Origin of the sequence: Bradyrhizobium sp. TM233 (assembly GCF_036247965.1) — a bacterium.
In the GTDB taxonomy this organism is placed as follows: domain Bacteria; phylum Pseudomonadota; class Alphaproteobacteria; order Rhizobiales; family Xanthobacteraceae; genus Bradyrhizobium; species Bradyrhizobium ottawaense.
In genome coordinates this window covers 17,228-34,200 of the sequence record NZ_BTIG01000029.1, presented here as the reverse complement: position 1 = coordinate 34,200, position 16,973 = coordinate 17,228, and the positions used below count along the sequence as shown (strand labels likewise).

The 16,973-nt window shown below is 63.3% G+C and carries 15 protein-coding genes and 2 pseudogenes; 9 read left to right on the top strand and 8 right to left on the bottom strand.

Going from position 1 to position 16,973, the window contains the following annotated elements; genetic code table 11:
* Positions 1 to 290: 290 nt before the first annotated feature.
* Positions 291 to 2,051, bottom strand: a complete 1,761-nt coding sequence (locus tag AABA86_RS31685; protein WP_338309581.1) for a caspase family protein — start codon at positions 2,049 to 2,051, stop codon at positions 291 to 293.
* Between the two features lie 101 nt (positions 2,052 to 2,152).
* On the opposite strand from AABA86_RS31685, the pseudogene AABA86_RS31680 reads away from it, so the two are divergent.
* Positions 2,153 to 2,313, top strand: a pseudogene (locus AABA86_RS31680) (haloacid dehalogenase type II); the annotation flags it as partial.
* Between the two features lie 38 nt (positions 2,314 to 2,351).
* Here AABA86_RS31680 and AABA86_RS31675 read toward each other — a convergent pair.
* Both AABA86_RS31675 and AABA86_RS31670 read right to left on the bottom strand, forming a co-directional pair.
* Complete coding sequence (locus AABA86_RS31675) at positions 2,352 to 3,053, bottom strand: alpha/beta fold hydrolase (RefSeq protein WP_338309580.1); 702 nt, start codon at positions 3,051 to 3,053, stop codon at positions 2,352 to 2,354.
* 129 nt (positions 3,054 to 3,182) lie between these two features.
* Positions 3,183 to 3,887 (bottom strand): annotated as a pseudogene (locus AABA86_RS31670) (alpha/beta fold hydrolase).
* Between the two features lie 109 nt (positions 3,888 to 3,996).
* Here AABA86_RS31670 and AABA86_RS31665 point away from each other — a divergent pair.
* The 4 genes from AABA86_RS31665 to AABA86_RS31650 are packed head-to-tail and all read left to right on the top strand — an operon-like array spanning position 3,997 to position 7,072.
* Positions 3,997 to 4,920 carry a LysR family transcriptional regulator gene (locus AABA86_RS31665; RefSeq protein ID WP_338309579.1) on the top strand — a complete coding sequence of 308 codons (924 nt, stop codon included), beginning with the start codon at positions 3,997 to 3,999 and terminating at the stop codon, positions 4,918 to 4,920.
* Positions 4,921 to 4,944: 24 nt separating this feature from the next.
* Complete coding sequence (locus AABA86_RS31660) at positions 4,945 to 5,676, top strand: haloacid dehalogenase type II (protein WP_338309578.1); 732 nt, start codon at positions 4,945 to 4,947, stop codon at positions 5,674 to 5,676.
* Between the two features lie 38 nt (positions 5,677 to 5,714).
* Positions 5,715 to 6,182: a YbaK/EbsC family protein gene (locus tag AABA86_RS31655; protein WP_212253204.1), complete on the top strand. Its 468-nt coding sequence runs from the start codon at positions 5,715 to 5,717 to the stop codon at positions 6,180 to 6,182.
* Positions 6,183 to 6,241: 59 nt separating this feature from the next.
* Complete coding sequence (locus AABA86_RS31650) at positions 6,242 to 7,072, top strand: adenylate/guanylate cyclase domain-containing protein (RefSeq protein ID WP_338309577.1); 831 nt, start codon at positions 6,242 to 6,244, stop codon at positions 7,070 to 7,072.
* A 68-nt stretch (positions 7,073 to 7,140) separates the two neighbouring features.
* On the opposite strand, the gene AABA86_RS31645 is transcribed toward AABA86_RS31650, so the two are convergent.
* Entirely contained in the window at positions 7,141 to 7,488 is a 348-nt protein-coding gene (locus AABA86_RS31645; protein WP_212253200.1) for a hypothetical protein, read from the bottom strand.
* A 251-nt stretch (positions 7,489 to 7,739) separates the two neighbouring features.
* Here AABA86_RS31645 and AABA86_RS31640 point away from each other — a divergent pair, with 251 nt between their 5' ends.
* The gene (locus tag AABA86_RS31640) at positions 7,740 to 10,358 is read left to right on the top strand and encodes an autotransporter outer membrane beta-barrel domain-containing protein (protein WP_338309576.1); all 2,619 of its coding nucleotides are present in this window, start codon (positions 7,740 to 7,742) and stop codon (positions 10,356 to 10,358) included.
* Positions 10,359 to 10,470: 112 nt separating this feature from the next.
* Here AABA86_RS31640 and AABA86_RS31635 read toward each other — a convergent pair whose 3' ends face one another.
* Positions 10,471 to 11,457 (bottom strand): tripartite tricarboxylate transporter substrate binding protein, encoded by a 987-nt coding sequence (locus tag AABA86_RS31635; protein ID WP_212253196.1) that lies wholly within the window; start codon positions 11,455 to 11,457, stop codon positions 10,471 to 10,473.
* A gap of 144 nt (positions 11,458 to 11,601) precedes the next feature.
* On the opposite strand from AABA86_RS31635, the gene AABA86_RS31630 reads away from it, so the two are divergent.
* The gene (locus AABA86_RS31630; protein ID WP_212253194.1) at positions 11,602 to 11,859 is read left to right on the top strand and encodes a hypothetical protein; all 258 of its coding nucleotides are present in this window, start codon (positions 11,602 to 11,604) and stop codon (positions 11,857 to 11,859) included.
* Positions 11,860 to 11,889: 30 nt separating this feature from the next.
* Here the strand turns inward: AABA86_RS31630 and AABA86_RS31625 are convergent, their stop codons facing one another.
* A complete protein-coding gene (locus tag AABA86_RS31625) occupies positions 11,890 to 12,825 on the bottom strand; it encodes a LysR family transcriptional regulator (protein WP_338309575.1) in 936 nt (311 codons plus the stop codon).
* 125 nt (positions 12,826 to 12,950) lie between these two features.
* On the opposite strand from AABA86_RS31625, the gene AABA86_RS31620 reads away from it, so the two are divergent.
* Together AABA86_RS31620 and wrbA are read left to right on the top strand one after the other, a co-directional pair.
* Entirely contained in the window at positions 12,951 to 13,649 is a 699-nt protein-coding gene (locus tag AABA86_RS31620; RefSeq protein WP_338309574.1) for a pirin family protein, read from the top strand.
* A gap of 44 nt (positions 13,650 to 13,693) precedes the next feature.
* Positions 13,694 to 14,293 (top strand): NAD(P)H:quinone oxidoreductase, encoded by a 600-nt coding sequence (wrbA, locus tag AABA86_RS31615; protein WP_338309573.1) that lies wholly within the window; start codon positions 13,694 to 13,696, stop codon positions 14,291 to 14,293.
* Between the two features lie 59 nt (positions 14,294 to 14,352).
* Here the strand turns inward: wrbA and AABA86_RS31610 are convergent, their stop codons facing one another.
* Both AABA86_RS31610 and AABA86_RS31605 read right to left on the bottom strand, forming a co-directional pair.
* Entirely contained in the window at positions 14,353 to 15,498 is a 1,146-nt protein-coding gene (locus AABA86_RS31610) for a GNAT family N-acetyltransferase (RefSeq protein ID WP_338309572.1), read from the bottom strand.
* A gap of 118 nt (positions 15,499 to 15,616) precedes the next feature.
* Positions 15,617 to 16,969: an O-antigen ligase family protein gene (locus AABA86_RS31605; RefSeq protein WP_338309571.1), complete on the bottom strand. Its 1,353-nt coding sequence runs from the start codon at positions 16,967 to 16,969 to the stop codon at positions 15,617 to 15,619.
* Positions 16,970 to 16,973 lie beyond the last annotated feature (4 nt).

Genomic DNA, 16,973 nt, shown 5'->3' with positions numbered 1-16,973 from the left:
GCTGGACTGTGCACCTGAGCCCTCGCTTCGACCGCAAACACCAGCGGAAACATCACAACAAAAAGAACTGCAGGAATCCTCGACATCAACCGCCCCCTTGTTTCAGGATCTAGTCAGACTTTACCCAAGAATTTGACTGAGAAAGAAAGCAACTCGATCATTAAGAGCGTACGCCTTGCGCTTCGACAGTGGAACGTCTCTATCCATTTGAGCCGATGCGAATTCAAAACGCGACTGCGCCGACGATAGCCTGACGACGAGCAACTTTCATTCTTCTCCGCCTTCGTGATTCAGCACGCCGGCTGCCGACTGCACCAGATCTTGGCTCTTTGCGGATCCATCTGCTGGATAGCCCTTGCATAACATCCCGTGATGGGGCCCATGCATTTCTGGTAGGTGCCGTTAGATAGAGCCGCATCAGCGCGCGTAACGGCGGAGGACGAAGAGGGTCTTACTTCGCGTTGCTGCAGCTCTGGCTTTTTCTTTGCTTCAGGCGATGCTCCCTTCTTCTCGCACTCATTCTCGTCGTTCAGGACGTAGCCCTTGCGGCAGGTGATCTTCGTGCAGCGGTCCCCCTCTGCGCGGTAGCCGTTCTCGCAAGTCAGCGGACAGATTCGCCCGCCCTTGTTTCTGACGGCGTCGAGCGCGTCGGTCGTGGCGACGCTCACATTCAGTTTCATGCCAGCGTGCTTGTTGAAGAGGTCGAGGGCTTTCTGCGAGGGCTCACCCCAAACGCCGTCGACAACGCCCACATTGCATCCCACACGACGTAGCTCGGCTTGCAGCGCGCGCGCCGTATCGGCGCTGATCTGCTCCGTCTCGACGGGAGGTGGCAGAGCAGCGACCTGCTGGTTCTTTTCTCGCGAGGCCTTCTCTCGAATTGCTTGTTCCCGGGCCGCGTTCTCCTGGGCCAGACGAGCTCTTTCAGCAGCAGCAGCCTTGTCCTGCTCGATCTGCTTGACCTTCTCGGCAGCGATGCGGGCCTCTTCAGCAGCCTTGGCAGCCGCGGCTGCTTTTTCAATCTCGAACTGTCTTGCACCTTCTGCGGCAAGACGAACCCTCTCCTGCTCCGCAAGCCTCGCCTTTTCAGCGGCAGCCGCCCGCGTCTCTTCTGCAGCGATTTTCTTCGCGTGCGCTCTTGCAAGGTTGGCATAGAAGCCATCTGGATATTGAGACAGAAAAGCTTCCCAGCCATCGTGGGTGCCGAGTTGCAGCGCCAGCTCGTAGTCCCTTCGGATCGCCGTCTGAGGATCAGCCTGCGGTCCTGTTGGGGACGGCGCCGCCGCTGCCGGGACAAGCGACAAATCATCGCCTCCAAGTGAGCCGTAGAGATATGGCTCTTGCCTATTGGCGGTAGACTTCAAAACTTCGTCGCGGACGTAACCAAAAGCCTTTCGCAGATCCAGGCCAGGCTTGGTAACGTGGTGAACCATCGCCGCCGTGAACGGACTATTCTTGCCATCACCGTCCAGCGCCGTTGAACCTGCCTTTGATGCGAAGGCAATCAGAGTGTTGGGGCTTGAGGGTTCCACCTTTGCGAGGCCGCGCCCAATCGCCCTGGAAGCGAGGGTCCGCTTCATCACCTTCGAGAACGGGCTGTCACGGCATGCGTCAAGAACCACCAGCCGCAACTTCTTCGCAGGCTCGATAGCGACAAACACCCGATCCAGCGACAATGCCTCGTCATAAATGTCAGTGTCACGTTCGAGGACAGCATCGGTCGGGACGAGATAATTGACCCCATCAACCTCGATGCCATGACCGGCATAGTAAACGACCGCAACCTCGGCATCGCGGGACTGTTCGACAAAGTCCCGCAGCGCCCGCCTCATATCAGCTACTTTCAGGTCACGACGCAGGTCGACAAGATCGAAGCCGGCGGCCTTCAGAGTTTCGGCCACGAGTGCTGCATCGCTGGAGGGATTGCCGAGCCGCGCGACCTTTTCATAAGCCGAGTTACCGATCACCAGCGCCACGCGGCGCTCGGCCTGCGCCGAACCGCAGGTCAGCCAGATGAAAAAGAATAATGAAAACCAACGAAGAGCGCCCATCGCAGGCCCCGATCAACGTGTGCGCAGCCTACGTCGAGCCTGATGAAAGGCAAGCATTGGCTCTGTGATATCAATCACACTTCGATGCCGTGCCCCCCTTGGTGCGCTCGCTGATGCGGCGTTACCAGGGCTTTGCCGCGGTCACCCGCGACTCCCTCGCCTAACGCTGCGCGTGCTCGGGCTGGCCTATGAGAGCGAGGCGCTCACGTGGGTGATCGAGAAATATCTGCACCTCGATCTCTATCCGGATGCGACAAGCGCGTAGGATGGGCTTCGCAAGAGTTCAACCCATCCTGCGAACTAGCTCTTTCGAACAGCGGCTGCCGCCTTGCGGATGACGTCGATCACAAGGTCGGGCTGAGAAAGCATCGGCACGTGGCTACTTGCCACCTCCGTGACCGTCGCTCCCATGCGCTTCGAGACCCAGCGTTGCAGGTCGGGATGCACGGTATGGTCTCCAGTAGCCAGGATGTACCAACTTGGCTTCGATCTCCACGCGACCTCGTCCGCGCTAAGCTTCTGCTGCTGGAACAGATCGGCGACGGGCGCATAATGAGTGGCCCACACCAGCTTCTGCTCTGCTTCGGAAAGGTCGCCGGCAAAAAACTCGGTGCCGCTCGGCAGCATCCAGGCACGTCCGTCTGCGATCTCGACGCGCGAGAAGATGTCCGATGGATATTTATCGAGCTGGTCTTGCACGGTTTCACCTGCATCGGGGGCCACGGCTGCGATGTAGACGAGGCCACAAACGCGATCATCAGTACCGGCGCCGGTGATGGTCGCTCCGCCGTAGGAATGACCGACGAGGAGCACTGGGCTGCCAACGCGGTTGAGCGTGCGCTTCACCGTCGCAAGGTCTTCTTCATAGGAGTCCAATCCATATTGGACGGCAATGACCTCGTGGCCGTCGGTCTGCAATGCAGGAATGACTTTGCTGAAGCACGAGCCATCAGCCCAGATACCGTGACAAAAGACGATTGTTGGCTTCGAGACGGTGGACATGGGCACTCCTCAATTGTCGTGACTGGATCCCGAATTCTGTCGAAAGACCCAGCTACGTCTTCCGAAATCCCCCGAATCGGCGAAAAGGAGACGCCTTAAACGGCGTCCCCTTCGCGAGCGAAATGTCACCTACTTCGACCGACTTGCCTGAACCGCGGCAGCGGCCTTGCGAATGACCTCGATGACGAGGTCAGGCTGGGAGAGCATGGTGACATGGCTGCTGTTGGTCTCGACCGTGGTGGCATTCATGCGCTTGGCCAGGAAACGCTGAAGGTCGGGATGCACGGTCTGGTCCTTCTGCGCGAGGATGTATCAGCTCGGCTTGGACCTCCAGGCGACTTCATCGAGATTTTGCTGATCGAGCAGATCGGCAGCGGGCGGATAATGGGTCGCCCACACCAGCTTCTGCTCTTGCTCGGAAAGGTCTCCCGCGAAGTACTTGACGCCATCCGGCTTGATCCAGATACGTCCGCCTGCGTTCTCGATCTGGGAGAATATTTCGGTCGGGTACTTGTTGAGCTGGCTCTGCACGGTCTCCCGAACATCCGGGACGACCGCGGCGATGTAAACGAGGCCGGCGACGCGCTCGTCGGTACCGGCGCCCGTGATGGTGGCTCCGCCATAGGAGTGACCCACGAGTACGGCTGGGCTGTTGACCCGACCCAGCGTGCGCTTCACGGTGGCGACGTCGTCCGCGTAGTTGTTGAGCCCGTATTGGACAGCGATCACTTCGTGACCATCGGCCTGCAAGGTGGGAATCACCCTGCCGAAGCAGGAGCCATCGGCCCAGAGGCCGTGACAGAACACGATGCTAGGCTTGGAGGTTGTCGACATTCTTCCTGGTCCCTTGGTGGGTTGAAACTGCGCGAAGCTAAATCCCCCTTCTGTTGATGACTAAGACCTTGTACGCTCGGAGCTATGCCTCAAAGATATACGAGGGCGAATGGAACTTCGGCATTTGCGCTATTTCGTTGCCGTGGCGGAGGAAGGCAGCTTTTTGATCGCTGCCCAGCGGCGGCTGAACACATCGCAGCCGTCTTTGAGTCGACAGATCCGCGATCTGGAAAACGAAGTTGGCGTACAGCTATTGGAGCGCCAGGCCCGCGGCGTGACGCTGACAGCCGCAGGAAGAGTGTTTCTCGATCACGCTCGGCTGGCGCTCTTGCAAGTAGAGGCGGCGACTGACGGTGCTCGGCGGACGGCCGAGCCGCAAAGACCCACGCTTTCCATGGGGTTCCTGGTTGGATTGGAGGTTATGTGGCTACCCCATCTGTTGCGGATCCTCCGCGAGGAAGCACCCGAGGTCGAAGTCACGCTCTGCACTCAATCCTCCCCAGAACTCACGCTCGCGTTGATGCGAGGAAAGTTGGATGTCGCCTTCCTTCGGCCTGAGAAAGACAGCGCGGGTCTAATCTTCAAGATGCTGGCGAAGGAGCCCTTGATTGCTGTGCTTCCGGCTGACCATCGTTTGGCCTCTCGCAAAAAGATTCGGCCGCAAGATCTGGCCCGGGAAATTTACGTCAGTTCGGCAAGAACCTCCCCGGTGCTGCAAGCCGTCATTGATGATTATGCATCCAGGGTTGGGATCACGCTCAAGGCAAGGTACGAAGGCGAGAATATATCGTCGGCGATGTCGCTCGTAGCGTCCACAGGCGGAATTAGTCTTGTTCCCCTCTATGCGCAGAATATGCTGGCACCCAACGTTGTTGCCAGAGCGATCGAGGGAGGAGCGCCAACGGTCGATTTAGCCTTGGGGTTCAATCAGGAAAATTCCTCCCCGTTGCTCCAACGGCTTTTGTCTCGCGCAGATGAATTGATCGCAAGCGTTCAGAATCAGAGCATCATCCGCTATGCCGAAGTTCAATAATTGGCGGTCGCGAAGGGACAGCCGATGACCATCAAAGCCGTCGTCTTCGACGCCTACGGAACGCTCTACGACATCCAGTCGGTCGCTGAGGTCACCGAGGATGCGTTTCCGGGCTATGGCGAGATCATCACGCAGGTCTGGCGCATCAAGCAGCTCGAATACACCTGGCTGCGCTCGCTGATGCAGGCTTACCAGGATTTTGCCGCGGTCACCCGCGACTCCCTGGCCTATACGCTGCGCGTGCTCGGGCTGGCCTATGAGAGCGAGGCGTTCGAGCGGGTGATCGAGAAATATCTGCACCTCGATCTCTATCCGGATGCGACAAGCGCGCTTGCAGCGCTCAAACCGCGAAAGCTCGCTATCCTCTCCAACGGCAGCCCGGACATGCTGAATGCACTCGTGCGCAACTCCGGCCTCGACCGCCTGCTCGATGCCACCATCAGCGTGGACGCGAAGAAGATCTTCAAGCCGAGCCCGGAGGCCTACATGCTGATCGGGGAAGTGCTCGGCACCGCACCGAGCGAGGTTCTGTTCGTGTCCTCCAACCCCTGGGACGTGGCGGGCGCGAAAGCATTCGGGCTGAACGTCGCCTGGATCGAGCGGGTGACGCCGGAGGCGATGGCGCTGGCTTGCGTCGAGAACGAACTCGTGGCACCGCTGACCATGTTCAAGGCGATCCGCACGCAGATGGACGAGCTTGGATTTGCGCCGGACCACCGCGTCCGTTCGCTGTCCGAGCTGCCAATGATTGCTTAGGCATCGCCGCCCGCAAAGTCTGAAATGAGCTGCCCGGAATGAGCCTGGAATCCGTTCGCGCCTTCTTCGCCGAGAAAGCCCCCGACATCACCGTGATGGAATCACAGATCAGCTCGGCCACGGTGCCGCTGGCCGCCGAAGCCTATGGCGTCGAGCCCGGAATGATCGCCAAGACGCTGAGCCTGCGCGTCGGCGAACGCGTGATCCTGATCGTCGCCGCCGGCACCTCGCGGATGGACAACAAGAAGGTCAAGGCGCAGTTCGGCGGCAAGCCGAAGATGCTGGGGCTGGAGGAGGTCGCCGACATCACCGGCCACGAGGTCGGCGGGGTCTGTCCGTTCGGGCTGAAGGCGCCGCTGCCGATCTACTGCGACGTGTCGCTGAAGGCATTCGACGTGGTGGTGCCGGCCGCCGGCTCGACCCACAGCGCGGTGCGCATCACCCCCGATCGCATGGCCGAACTGACCGCCGCCGAATGGGTCGATGTCTGCGAGGTCAGGCCGTAAGGTGGCACCGGATACGATGCCTGATGCATTTGCCGGCCAGGGAGGCTAGCATAGCAACGATGACCGACGACAAGGTGAAACGCCGACTGACCACCGTGCTGTGCGCTGACGTGTACGGCTATTCTCGTCTCATGGAAGCGGACGAGGCCGGGACGCTGGAGACGCTCCGCCGCTACCGCACGGCCATCGCGCGATTGGTCGAGCGCCATGACGGCCGCATCGTGAATACCTGGGGCGATGCCGTGATCGCCGAGTTCGCCAGCGTGGTCGAGGCCGTGCAATGTGCAGTCGAGATCCAGCAGGAAATTTCCAGTCAGGCTGCTGACACGCCTCAGGCGAGCCCGATGCAGTTTCGCATCGGCATCAACCTCGGCGACGTGATGGTGGACGGCTCCGACATCTATGGCGACGGGGTCAATATCGCATCGCGGCTGCAAGAGCTCGCTGAGCCCGGCGGCGTCGTGATCTCGAGCTCCGTCTACGACCAGGTGCACAACAAGCTGTCCGTTGGCTTCGACTGTCTCGGCCAGCGTCCCCTGAAGAACATTGCTCCTCTGACCAGTTATCGGCTGACCCTGGGCGGCCGGGCCGCCGCACAAGGGAGCTTCCCGATCGCGGCAAGCGCAACGCCCTCGGAGCGAGCGCGTGCTCCTCGGGTGGAAGACAGGCGCGAGCTTTCTTCGGCGACGAATGTCGTCTCGGATTGGCTCGCAAAGCTGCCCCGCCCGCTTGCAGCGGCCCTCACGGTGTCGGCCTTTCTGATTCTGATCAATCTTTTCACTGGCAACAAGATCTGGTTCCATTGGCCAGTCGCAGCCATTCTCTTCGGTGTCGTCCTGCGGATGGTGCTTGGACAGCGACCTGAATCGGACAGCAAGACCGAGCGCTGACCGGGCGGCACGACCGCATCGTCGCGCCGTCCGTTGCGCAATTTTCCGGATCATGCGCTCTTCGAAGCCTAATCGTCGTAATCGTCATAGGGACGCTGCGGAGGGGGCGGCGGCGCATTGTTATAGCGCGGCGGCGGTGCGGCGCGATTGCGCGGGACCTGCTGCTGCGGCGACATCTGGTTGTTGGACTGGAACACGGCACGGCAGCCGCTCGAGAGCTGCGGAGTGTTCTGCTGCAGGCAAGCCGTGATCCGGCTCACGTCCGGAATCTGATCGCTGCACAGACGCCAGACATCCGGCGTGCAGGCCATCTGCTGTTCCATGGTCCCGCGATATTCCTCGGCGAATGCTGCGCCCGGCGCGACGATGCCGCCGATCGCGAGCACGACACCCAGCGCAATCCGCTCTGTTCGCATATCCCGTTCCTTCTCGATTGCTGCGAATTCTCATCAATCAATGAGGCGGGAGCCGGTTCTGGACCAACAAAAAAATGTGAAAACGCGGCTGGAACCCCGGCGGTCTCGCTGGCGCTCCAGTCCGTGGCAGCGCCGCAACAGCGCCGGCGCAAACCGGCGTCTTGCGCCTTTGGCCATAAGGCATTTCGCATAACGCCAAGAAGCATGAGGGCTTCCCCGCTAGCAATCGTGTTGCAATGAGGGGAATGTCGATGCCGACTGCAATACCGGCCTATGCGCAAAGTGCCACAACGGCCGCCATCCTGCGTCACAGGCTGCTCGTCACCGCGGCGTTGACGCCCCTCGCGCTCGCCGCATTCCCGGTCCTGATGCCGAGCCCGGCGCTCGCGGCGTGCACTGTGGCCGGCACCGGCACGATTGGCGCGCTCAATTCGGGCGATGTCGCGACCTGCACCGGCCTCGGCAACACCGATCACATCAACGCCACCGGCGGCAGCAACGTCACGGTCAACGTCGGCGACGGTACGTTGACGTCGCTCCTGCCGGGCGCCGGGATTCCCGCGATCGTGTTTGACGGCACCATTGCTTCGCATGTCACCGTCAACAATCAGGCGACAGCTTCGACCTACAGCGGAGCCGTACTGCTCTCCAACGGATCAAGCCACAACAATGTGACGATCGCGGCCGGCGGGATCGCGGAGGGTACGGGCAACGCCGAAGCGGCCATCGTCATCGACAATTCGAACAGCAATCTCGTCAACATTCGCGGGACGGTCGTCGGCACCGGAGGAAACACGACGGGACTGCGGATCAGCGGCACGTCCAGCGACAATGTCGTCCTTGTCTATCAGGGTGGATCGATCGGCGGCGGCCATACCGGCGTGCAGCTCATTGCCGGCGGCAACACGCTCATCAATGGCGGCACGATTTCGGGTGGCTTCTTCATCGCCATCCAGGGCTCTTCCGGCACCGACACTGTCCTCAATGCCGGAACCATCTCGGGCGGCGGCAGCGGAGCGATCGGCCTGTTCGGGGGCGACGACCTGCTGGGCCTCGCCCCCGGCTCGACCATCACCGGAAATGTTCGCGGCGGGACTGGCACCGACACGCTGAATTTCGGCAGCAGCGGCAGCGCCTCGTTCGATCTCGGCAATCTCGGAGCCGGACTGCAATTCGACGAGTTCGAGCAACTGACAAAGACCGGCACCTCGGTCTGGACGCTGACCGGCACCACCGCCTTCAACGGTGCCACCACGGTGGATGCAGGCGGCCTGATCGTGAACGGCACGTTGCCCTCCGTGGTCACCGTCAACGGCGGCTATCTCGGCGGCACCGGCACGGTCGGCGGCATCGTCGTCAACAATGGCGGCATGGTCGCTCCCGGCAATTCGATCGGGACCCTCAACGTCAGCGGCAACGTCACCTTCAACGCCGGCTCGACCTTTCAGGTCGAGATCAATCCCGGCGGCCAGTCCGACAAGATCGCGGCCACGGGGACGGCGACGCTCAATGGCGGCACGGTGCAGATCGTGCCGCTCGGCGCCGGCTTCCTCGCCAACACCCAATATACGATCCTCACCGCGACCGGCGGCGTCAGCGGCACGTTCGCGACGCTCACGACCTCGGGCAGCCCGCTGGTTTCGGGGCAGCTCAGCTATGATGCCAACAATGTCTACTTCATCCTGCAACAGATCGGCGGCTTCGGCACGCTGTCGGGCCTGACGCCGAACCAGACGGCGGCGGCCGGCGCGCTGGATCAGGCCCAGTCCGGCGGCGCATCGGGATCGCTCGGCACCGCGATCAATACGCTCGCCGCACTCAGCACATCGGGCATCAAGGCTGGCCTCGACGATCTCGCCGGGCAGATTCACGCCGACGGTCGCCGCTTCACCGCGGACCAGGCCGACATGTTCCAGAGCTTCATGTGGAACGCCGGCACACAGTCGCGCGGCGAGAGCGTGCGGATGTCGGCCACCGCTTACGCCGAGGCGCCGGCGGACCCGATCGGCAAGGCGCTGCGTGGTCGCCGCGCTGCGCCGGTGCAGAGCGTCTGGTTCGGCGGGTACGGCAATTGGGACAAGGTGGCGACGAGCAACATTGCTTTCGGGACCAGCACGGCCGTTGGCGGCGCGGCCCTCGGCGCCGATCTCTGGAACCTGCCGGGCTTCACGGCCGGCCTTGCGATCGGCGCATCGACCGGTCAGTTGCGCTTGGCGGGCCGGGCCGACCGCATCGACGCCAATGCCGGTCATGCCGGCTTCTACGCACGCGGCGAAGCCGGGGGATTCAACCTCGCATCCGCCATCAGCTATTCCTTCGCGGCGCTGGAATCCTCCCGCACGATCTCGTTCCTGGGACGGACTGCAACCGCGTCCTCGCGGGCGAATACCTTTGCCGCGTCGTTCGGCATCGCACGTCCCTTCGAGACCGGATGGGGCTTTACGGCCGAGCCATTCGCCAAGGCCGACTGGTATTCAACGCGCCAGGGCAGCTTCTCCGAGACCGGCGCGCCCGGCGTCAATCAGCTGGTGCGCGCCGGCAGCTTCGACGTCGGCTACGGCACGGCCGGCTTGCGCACCCATCACCGCATGATGATGCCGAACGGTCACGCGGCACAGTTCGGCGCGACCCTTGCCGTACGCCATGAGTTTTCCGGCAACGCAGCAACCATTACGGCTGCGCTCGAAGGCGCGCCCGGCATTCCGTTCGCGATCACCGGCGTCGAGCGCGCACGCACGGTGGCGCTCACCGGTGCCGAGATCCGATGGGACCTCACGGCCGCGACATCGTTCAAGGCGTCTTACGAGGGCGCGTTCGCGCCGGGATACGACCGGCATACCCTGCGGGGCGTCGTCCGCAGCGAATTCTAGAGCATGATCCGGAAAAGTGCGCAGCGGTTTTCCGAAAAGATCATGCTTAAACAGACAACTTAAAGCGCGATGACGATTCATCCTAATCGCATCGCGCTTTAGAGCGAAGCCCCTACTCGACCTTGCCGATCTTCTTCACGGCCGCGATCAGCCGCGTGCTGTCGGTCGCGACGAATTGGGCGAAGGCCGGCGCATCCTGATAGGCGACGAGGCTGCCCGAGGTTTCGAAGGCCTTGAGCACCTCGGGACTCGCCATCACCTGCGCCATCGCCTCGCGCAGGCGGGTCGCGATCGGGGTCGGCAGCGCACTTTGCGCAAACAGCCCCGCCCAGATGTACATCTCGACGTCCTTGTAGCCGAGCTCCTGGAAGGTCGGCACGTCGGGGAAGCTCGCGATGCGCTGCGCGCCGCAATTTCCGAGCACGCGCAGCTTGCCGTCGTCGACCTGCGGCTTCAGCGTGCCGGGTGCGGCGGCGATCGCCTGCACGGTGCCGCCGAGGATCGCGGTGAGTGCGGGACCGGCGCCACGGAACGGCACGTGCAGCAGCTTGATGCCGGCGCTGTTCGCGAACATCTCCATCGCCACATGCAGCGTGCCGTAAGGGCCCGACGAGCCATAGGTGATCTGACCCGGGCGCTTCCGGGCATCCTCGACGAAATCCTGCGCCGTTTTCCACGGTGCGGAGGCGGGCACGGCGAGCAGCGTGGGATCGGCGAGCACGCGCGCGATCGGCATGAACTGCGAGACCTCGTAGGCGGCGGGACGGTCGAACAGACGGTCGGCCTCGGGAAGCACCGCGAGCGAGGACAGCGTCATCAGCAGCGTGTAGCCGTCGGGCTCGGCGCGTGCCGCCGCGGCATTGCCGACCGAGCCGCCGCCGCCACCGGCACGGTTGTCGACGATGACAGCCTTGCCGAGGATCCGCTCCAGCGCCATCGCCACCGGCCGCGCCGCGAGATCGGCCTGTCCGCCGGCCGGAAACGGCACGATCATGGTGATGTTGCGGGCTGGGTAGGTTTGCGCGAAGGCCGGTCCGGGTAACGCAGCGCGCAGCAACGGCAGTGCAGCAGCGGCGCGCAGGACATCGCGTCGATCCATGGCAGATCCCTCCCGAATTTTCTTCTTCGCTCCCAGCCTAGCGCGGCGATCGGCAAGAACAAGCGTTTACGAAGCGTTAGCCATGTTCGTCCCAGCCCGGAACGCATGCCTGGAGCCGCTGTTGCCCTCCCAGGGAGTGAGCAGATGCCGAAACTTGGAACCATCGATGTCGCCCTGGACGAGATGCTGGTGAATCTCGCCGCGATCGTTCTGCGGCTTGCAAGGCCCGACGTGACACGTACGCCGGAAGCGCGGCGTGCGTTGGCGCAATCGGTCCATCAATACGCGGTTTGTGCGAGGCGTTCGAGGGACCCTCGCGTTCACGAATTGAAGTCGCAGCTGGAAGAAACGCTGAAACCAGCCTTGCGCATCGTCGCGATCGACGGCGTGAAGGTGGCGTAGGCGAAGCCGTCATTGATGCCGCTCGCTTTCCTACGACGCCTTGACCTTCCCGCGCGTCCGCCGCTTGCATGTGCCCGGCAGCTTGGCCGCAAGGAAATCGCCGAGCGCCTCGACGCGGGCGGGACGCGGGCCGCCGGGGGGCGTCACCAGGTGTACGGCGCCTTCGGCCTGTTTCCAGTCCTTCAGGATCACTTCGACGGCGCCCGACGAGATCGCTTCGCCGACGATGAACTCGGGCAGCTCGGCGATGCCGAGACCCGCGATCAGCGCCGGCATCACGGCTTCGCCGTTGTTGACGCGAAGCTGGCCGCCCGGGCGCACGCTGGCCTGCTCACCGGCTGAATTGGTGTAGTGCCAGACATTGGGTGTCGACATGTAGGCGTAGCTGAAGCATTTGTGCTCGGCCAGATGCATCGGATGCGTCGGCCGGCCATGCTTCTTCAGATAGGACGGCGCAGCCACGGTGAAGCGCGGCATGGTGAAGAGCCGCCGCGCGATCAGCGAGGAGTCCGGCAGCCGCGCGATCCGCACCGCCATGTCAAAACCCTCGCCGATCAGGTCGACGGTCGCATCGCTCAAATGCAGGTCGACCGAGACTTCCGGATAGGCCTCGAAAAACTCAGGCAGCAGCGGCGCCACCGCCTTGATGCCGAACGTCATGGGCACGGCGAGCCGCACCAGGCCGCGCGGCGCCACCGATTGCGCCAGGGCCTCGTTCTCTGCCGCTTCGCCGTCGGCCAAAAGGCGCGTCGCGCGCTCGGCGAGCTTGTGCCCGGCGTCGGTCAGCGCAAGCCGGCGCGAGGTGCGGTTGAACAGCCGGGCGCCGAGCCGCTCCTCCAGCCGCGTCACCGCCTTGGACACCGTCGCCTTGGACATGACGAGCTCGCTCGCGGCCCCCGCAAACGACCGTAACTCCACGACTTTTGCGAAAATAGCGAGCGCCTCGAAATCAGGGAGTTTTGCCATCAGGGCCGTCCAATTGGGGCATCCACGGAAACAATGCGTTTCAACAGTTTCTATTTCTATACCACAGACGGAGGCTTATCCAAGGGTCATCAGACATTCAGGACGCCCACACAGGGATAAACCAAATGATCGAACTCAGACCTTTCAACAAGCTCGGCGGCGCCGATCACGGTTGGCTAAAAGCAAAACATCATTTCTCCTTCGCCAGCCATTATGACCCCGACAACATGGGCCATGGCTCTTTAAGGGTGTGGAACGACGACGAGATCGCGCCCAACACCGGCTTTCCCGCCCATCCCCACGCCAACATGGAGATCATCACCTATGTGCGCGAAGGCGCGATCACCCATCAGGACAGCCTCGGCAATCAGGGCCGTACTGAAGCGGGCGACGTGCAGGTGATGAGCGCCGGCAGCGGCATCCGCCACTCCGAGTACAATCTGGAACCGACCAGGACGCGGATCTTCCAGATCTGGATCGAGCCGACGCAGCGCGGCGGACAGCCGACCTGGGGCTCGAAGCCGTTTCCGAAAGCGGATCGTTCCGGCAAGCTCGTGACCATCGCGAGCGGCTTCGATGACGATGCGGACGCGCTGCCGATCCGCGCCGATGCGCGGGTGCTCGCCACCACGCTCAAGGCCGGCGAGAGCGCGGAGTACGCACCGCAGAAGGCGCGGCATCTCTACCTCGTGCCTGCGGCAGGTTCAGTCGAGATCAACGGTGTGCGCGTCAACGCCCGCGACGGCGCCGCGATCCGCGACGAGGACCGGCTGAAGATCATCGCGCTCGAGGACACCGAGCTCGTGCTGGTCGACGCGGCGTAACGCTCCAATCAACCAATCATCTCATCCCCCCAACGGAGACCACCATGACCAAAGTTCTCGTCCTCTATTATTCCGCCTATGGCCACATCGAAGCGATGGCCAACGCCGTCGCCGAAGGCGCGCGCGAGGCCGGCGCCACCGTCGACGTCAAGCGCGTGCCGGAGCTGGTGCCGGCCGAGGTCGCCAAGGCTTCGTATTACAAGGTCGATCAGGCCGCCCCCATCGCTGAGATCGGCGATCTCGCCAATTACGACGCGATCATCGTCGGCACCGGCACCCGCTTCGGCCGCATGGCCTCGCAGATGGCGAACTTCCTCGATCAGGCCGGCGGGCTCTGGGCCAAGGGCGCGCTGCACGGCAAGGTCGGCGGTGCCTTCACGTCGACTGCGACCCAGCATGGCGGCCAGGAGACGACGCTATTCTCGATCATCACCAACCTCCTGCATTTCGGCATGGTCGTGGTCGGCCTGAACTACGGCTTCGCCGGCCAGATGAAGCTCGACGAGGTCACCGGCGGCGCACCCTACGGCGCCACCACGATCACCGGCGGCGACGGCAGCCGCCAGCCCAGCGCCAACGAGCTCGCCGGCGCGCGCTATCAGGGACGCCAGATCGCGGAGACCGCCAGGAAGCTCCATGGCTGAGCTCCATGGCTGATCGGTAGCGCCGATGCGTCGCGGCATTCCCGTTCGGGAGTGCCGCTTCAGCGTGTCCCCTTGCCCATGGCGCGCGCCGCAAGGGCGGCCGCCGTGGGATGGCGGCGCAGGCCCTGCGCGGCATGGTCGCGCCACGCAAAGGGAGCCCCGCGCCAGGACAGCGCGATGCTGACGTCGGTCAGCGGCACCCTCTCGGCGCCAAAGCGCCGCTTGTAGTCTTGATTGCCGATGCTGAGGTCGAAACGGCGCACGCCCTCCGCATGCAACGCCGCCATCGTGCGCTCGGCGACGAGCAGCCCCGGCGAGCAGCTCGACCATGGATTGCCGGCGTGGCTGATGCGCAGAAGGTAATAGGTCGCGCCGGATCTGACGCCGAACGCGGTGGCAACGGTGCCCTCGTCGCAGACGAGCGCCGTGACGACGGCATAGCCGTCCGCGACGCCCTGGCGGGCGACCTCGCGGTAAAACCGGGCATGGGCGTCGTCGTTGAGGACGAACCGCGAGCCGAGCTGGCGCATGCGCGCCTGCTGCTGGACATCCATCACGTCAAGAAGCTCATGCGCGCGCGCAACGTCCGCGGCGATCTCGAACCGCGCGCCTTCGTGCCGGCTGAAGACGCGCCAGCAACGCGGCATCTGCATGCGCTTGATCGACGCTTGATAGTTCTCATAGTCGTCGCCCATCAGCACGACATTGCCGTTGAGCGACGAGGAGCCGATCCGCCCGAGCAACACCAGCGGATTCGGCTTGCCGCCGACCTGAGCCGGCATCTTCCTCAGGCGGAGCAGGTCGAAGCGGTCCGGCAAGGCGCGCAACGCCTCGACCAGGGCCTCGCCGATCGCATCCATCGCCGCCGCGTCCAACGCGGCATCGAGCGCCAGGATCGGCGCGTTGTTGTCGGAGACGCCGAGATCGGCGAATTCGACGATGCGGATGCCGCGCCTGATGTGGCTGACCATCGGCACTAGCGCGATGTCCCTGCCGGTGGCGGCATCCGAGATCATCGCGATCAGCGGCGCAAAATCGTGAAACGCCTGATACCATGCATCGAGCCAGTAGCCATGCTGGAATGGGGTGCGATGCCCGGCGTTCAGACGCGACGCGGCCTGCCGCCAGTCACGCACGAAATCGACGGCGATTTTCGACGTGCTGGACACAAGACCATCTGGTTGCTCGACGCTGAGGAACGTCATCTGCGAGGCATACGATTACTGAATGTTTCGAGATAGATTATGTTTTGTCGCACACCACAAGAGACCTAGCCGCTTATCGTTAAGCCGATGCCACCATCGCCTCGACTGCGACAAGCTGTCAGCGCTCCGGTTCCAGCTGCTCGACGCATTGGAACCTGGCGAGGAAATGCAGGCCGGCCACGGCGAGCGCGAACATGAACCAGATCGGATTCTGCCGTTCGAGCAGGAAGGTCTCGGTCGCGCCGTAGTAGAGGCCGAACAGCCACACGGTCAGCAACAGCTTTGCCAGCGCCCCACTGCGATTGTGTGTCTGGGCTGACTGGAAATTGCCGAGAGGACCGAGCACGAAGACGAGTATCACGAGCAGCAGCCCCGGCAGACCGATGGTGACAGCGAGGTCGAGATAGCTGTTGTGGCTATGCGCCGCCGACGTCGCCCATTCGGCGCCCTGGGCGGTCTGCCGCGCCGTGACATCATCCCAGAAGGCCGCATAGCCATGACCGATGATCGGCTTCTCGGCGACGGCCGCGAGCGCGAACTCCCAGATCGCGGAGCGGCCGGTGAAGGTCGGATCGAGCGGCAGCAAGCGCGTCATCGCCCCCAACGCCGGGCTCATGACACTGCCGACCGTCAGCAGGTTCATCACGATCAGCGGCACGAAGCAGATGATCCGCTTCAGCCACAGGCCGGGGGTGACATAGACCAGCGACGCGAGCGCGTAGATCGCAAGGCACAGCACCGACGAGGTCTTGCCGCCGGTGAAGATCAGGAAGATGCCGGCCAGCGCGGCGATCGCCGGTCCCATCACGAACGAGCCGACGGCGGACAGGTAGATGCCGACATAGACCAGGATGGTCATCACGGGTGAGGCGATGTTCTTGTGGCCAAAACTGCCGCGCCAGTCGCCGGCAAGCTGCGGCTCGCTGATATCGAGCGCGGTGTGGATCGAATATTGCGGCGCGAGGAAGACGCCGAGATAGCAGAGCGCGAGCAGCACCAGCGCAGCTCCGCCCAGGCACAGGTTGAAGCTGCGCTGCGTCGGCGGCAGCAATGGCAGCAGGACGGCGAGCGACGTCACGCTGGCGGCGAGCACAAAACGCTGGATCGAAACGCCTGGGCTTTCGGAGAGGACGATGTTGATCAGCAGCCAGCCTACCAGGCAGAGATGAAGCGGTGTCACCAGGGTCTTCAGCGCGGGCGCATCCGTGGTGGCGACGAACAGCACCGCAACCGCAGCGAGGAGTCCCCAGGAAACATAGGCCAGCGCCATTCGTCCGCCGACGACGGTGGTGACATCGGGATTGCGCAGGTCCGGGAACGGATCGAGCGTCACCAGCACCAGCAGCAGCGAGGCGACGGCGACGAGGCAGCGCGCAGCCTGCACGGCATTCAGCTCCGCAAGGCCGTCGCGGAAGGCGCGCCCCAACGATCGGGCCTCGAGGTCAGTGATGTCGGCGGCGCTGCGGTCCATGCTG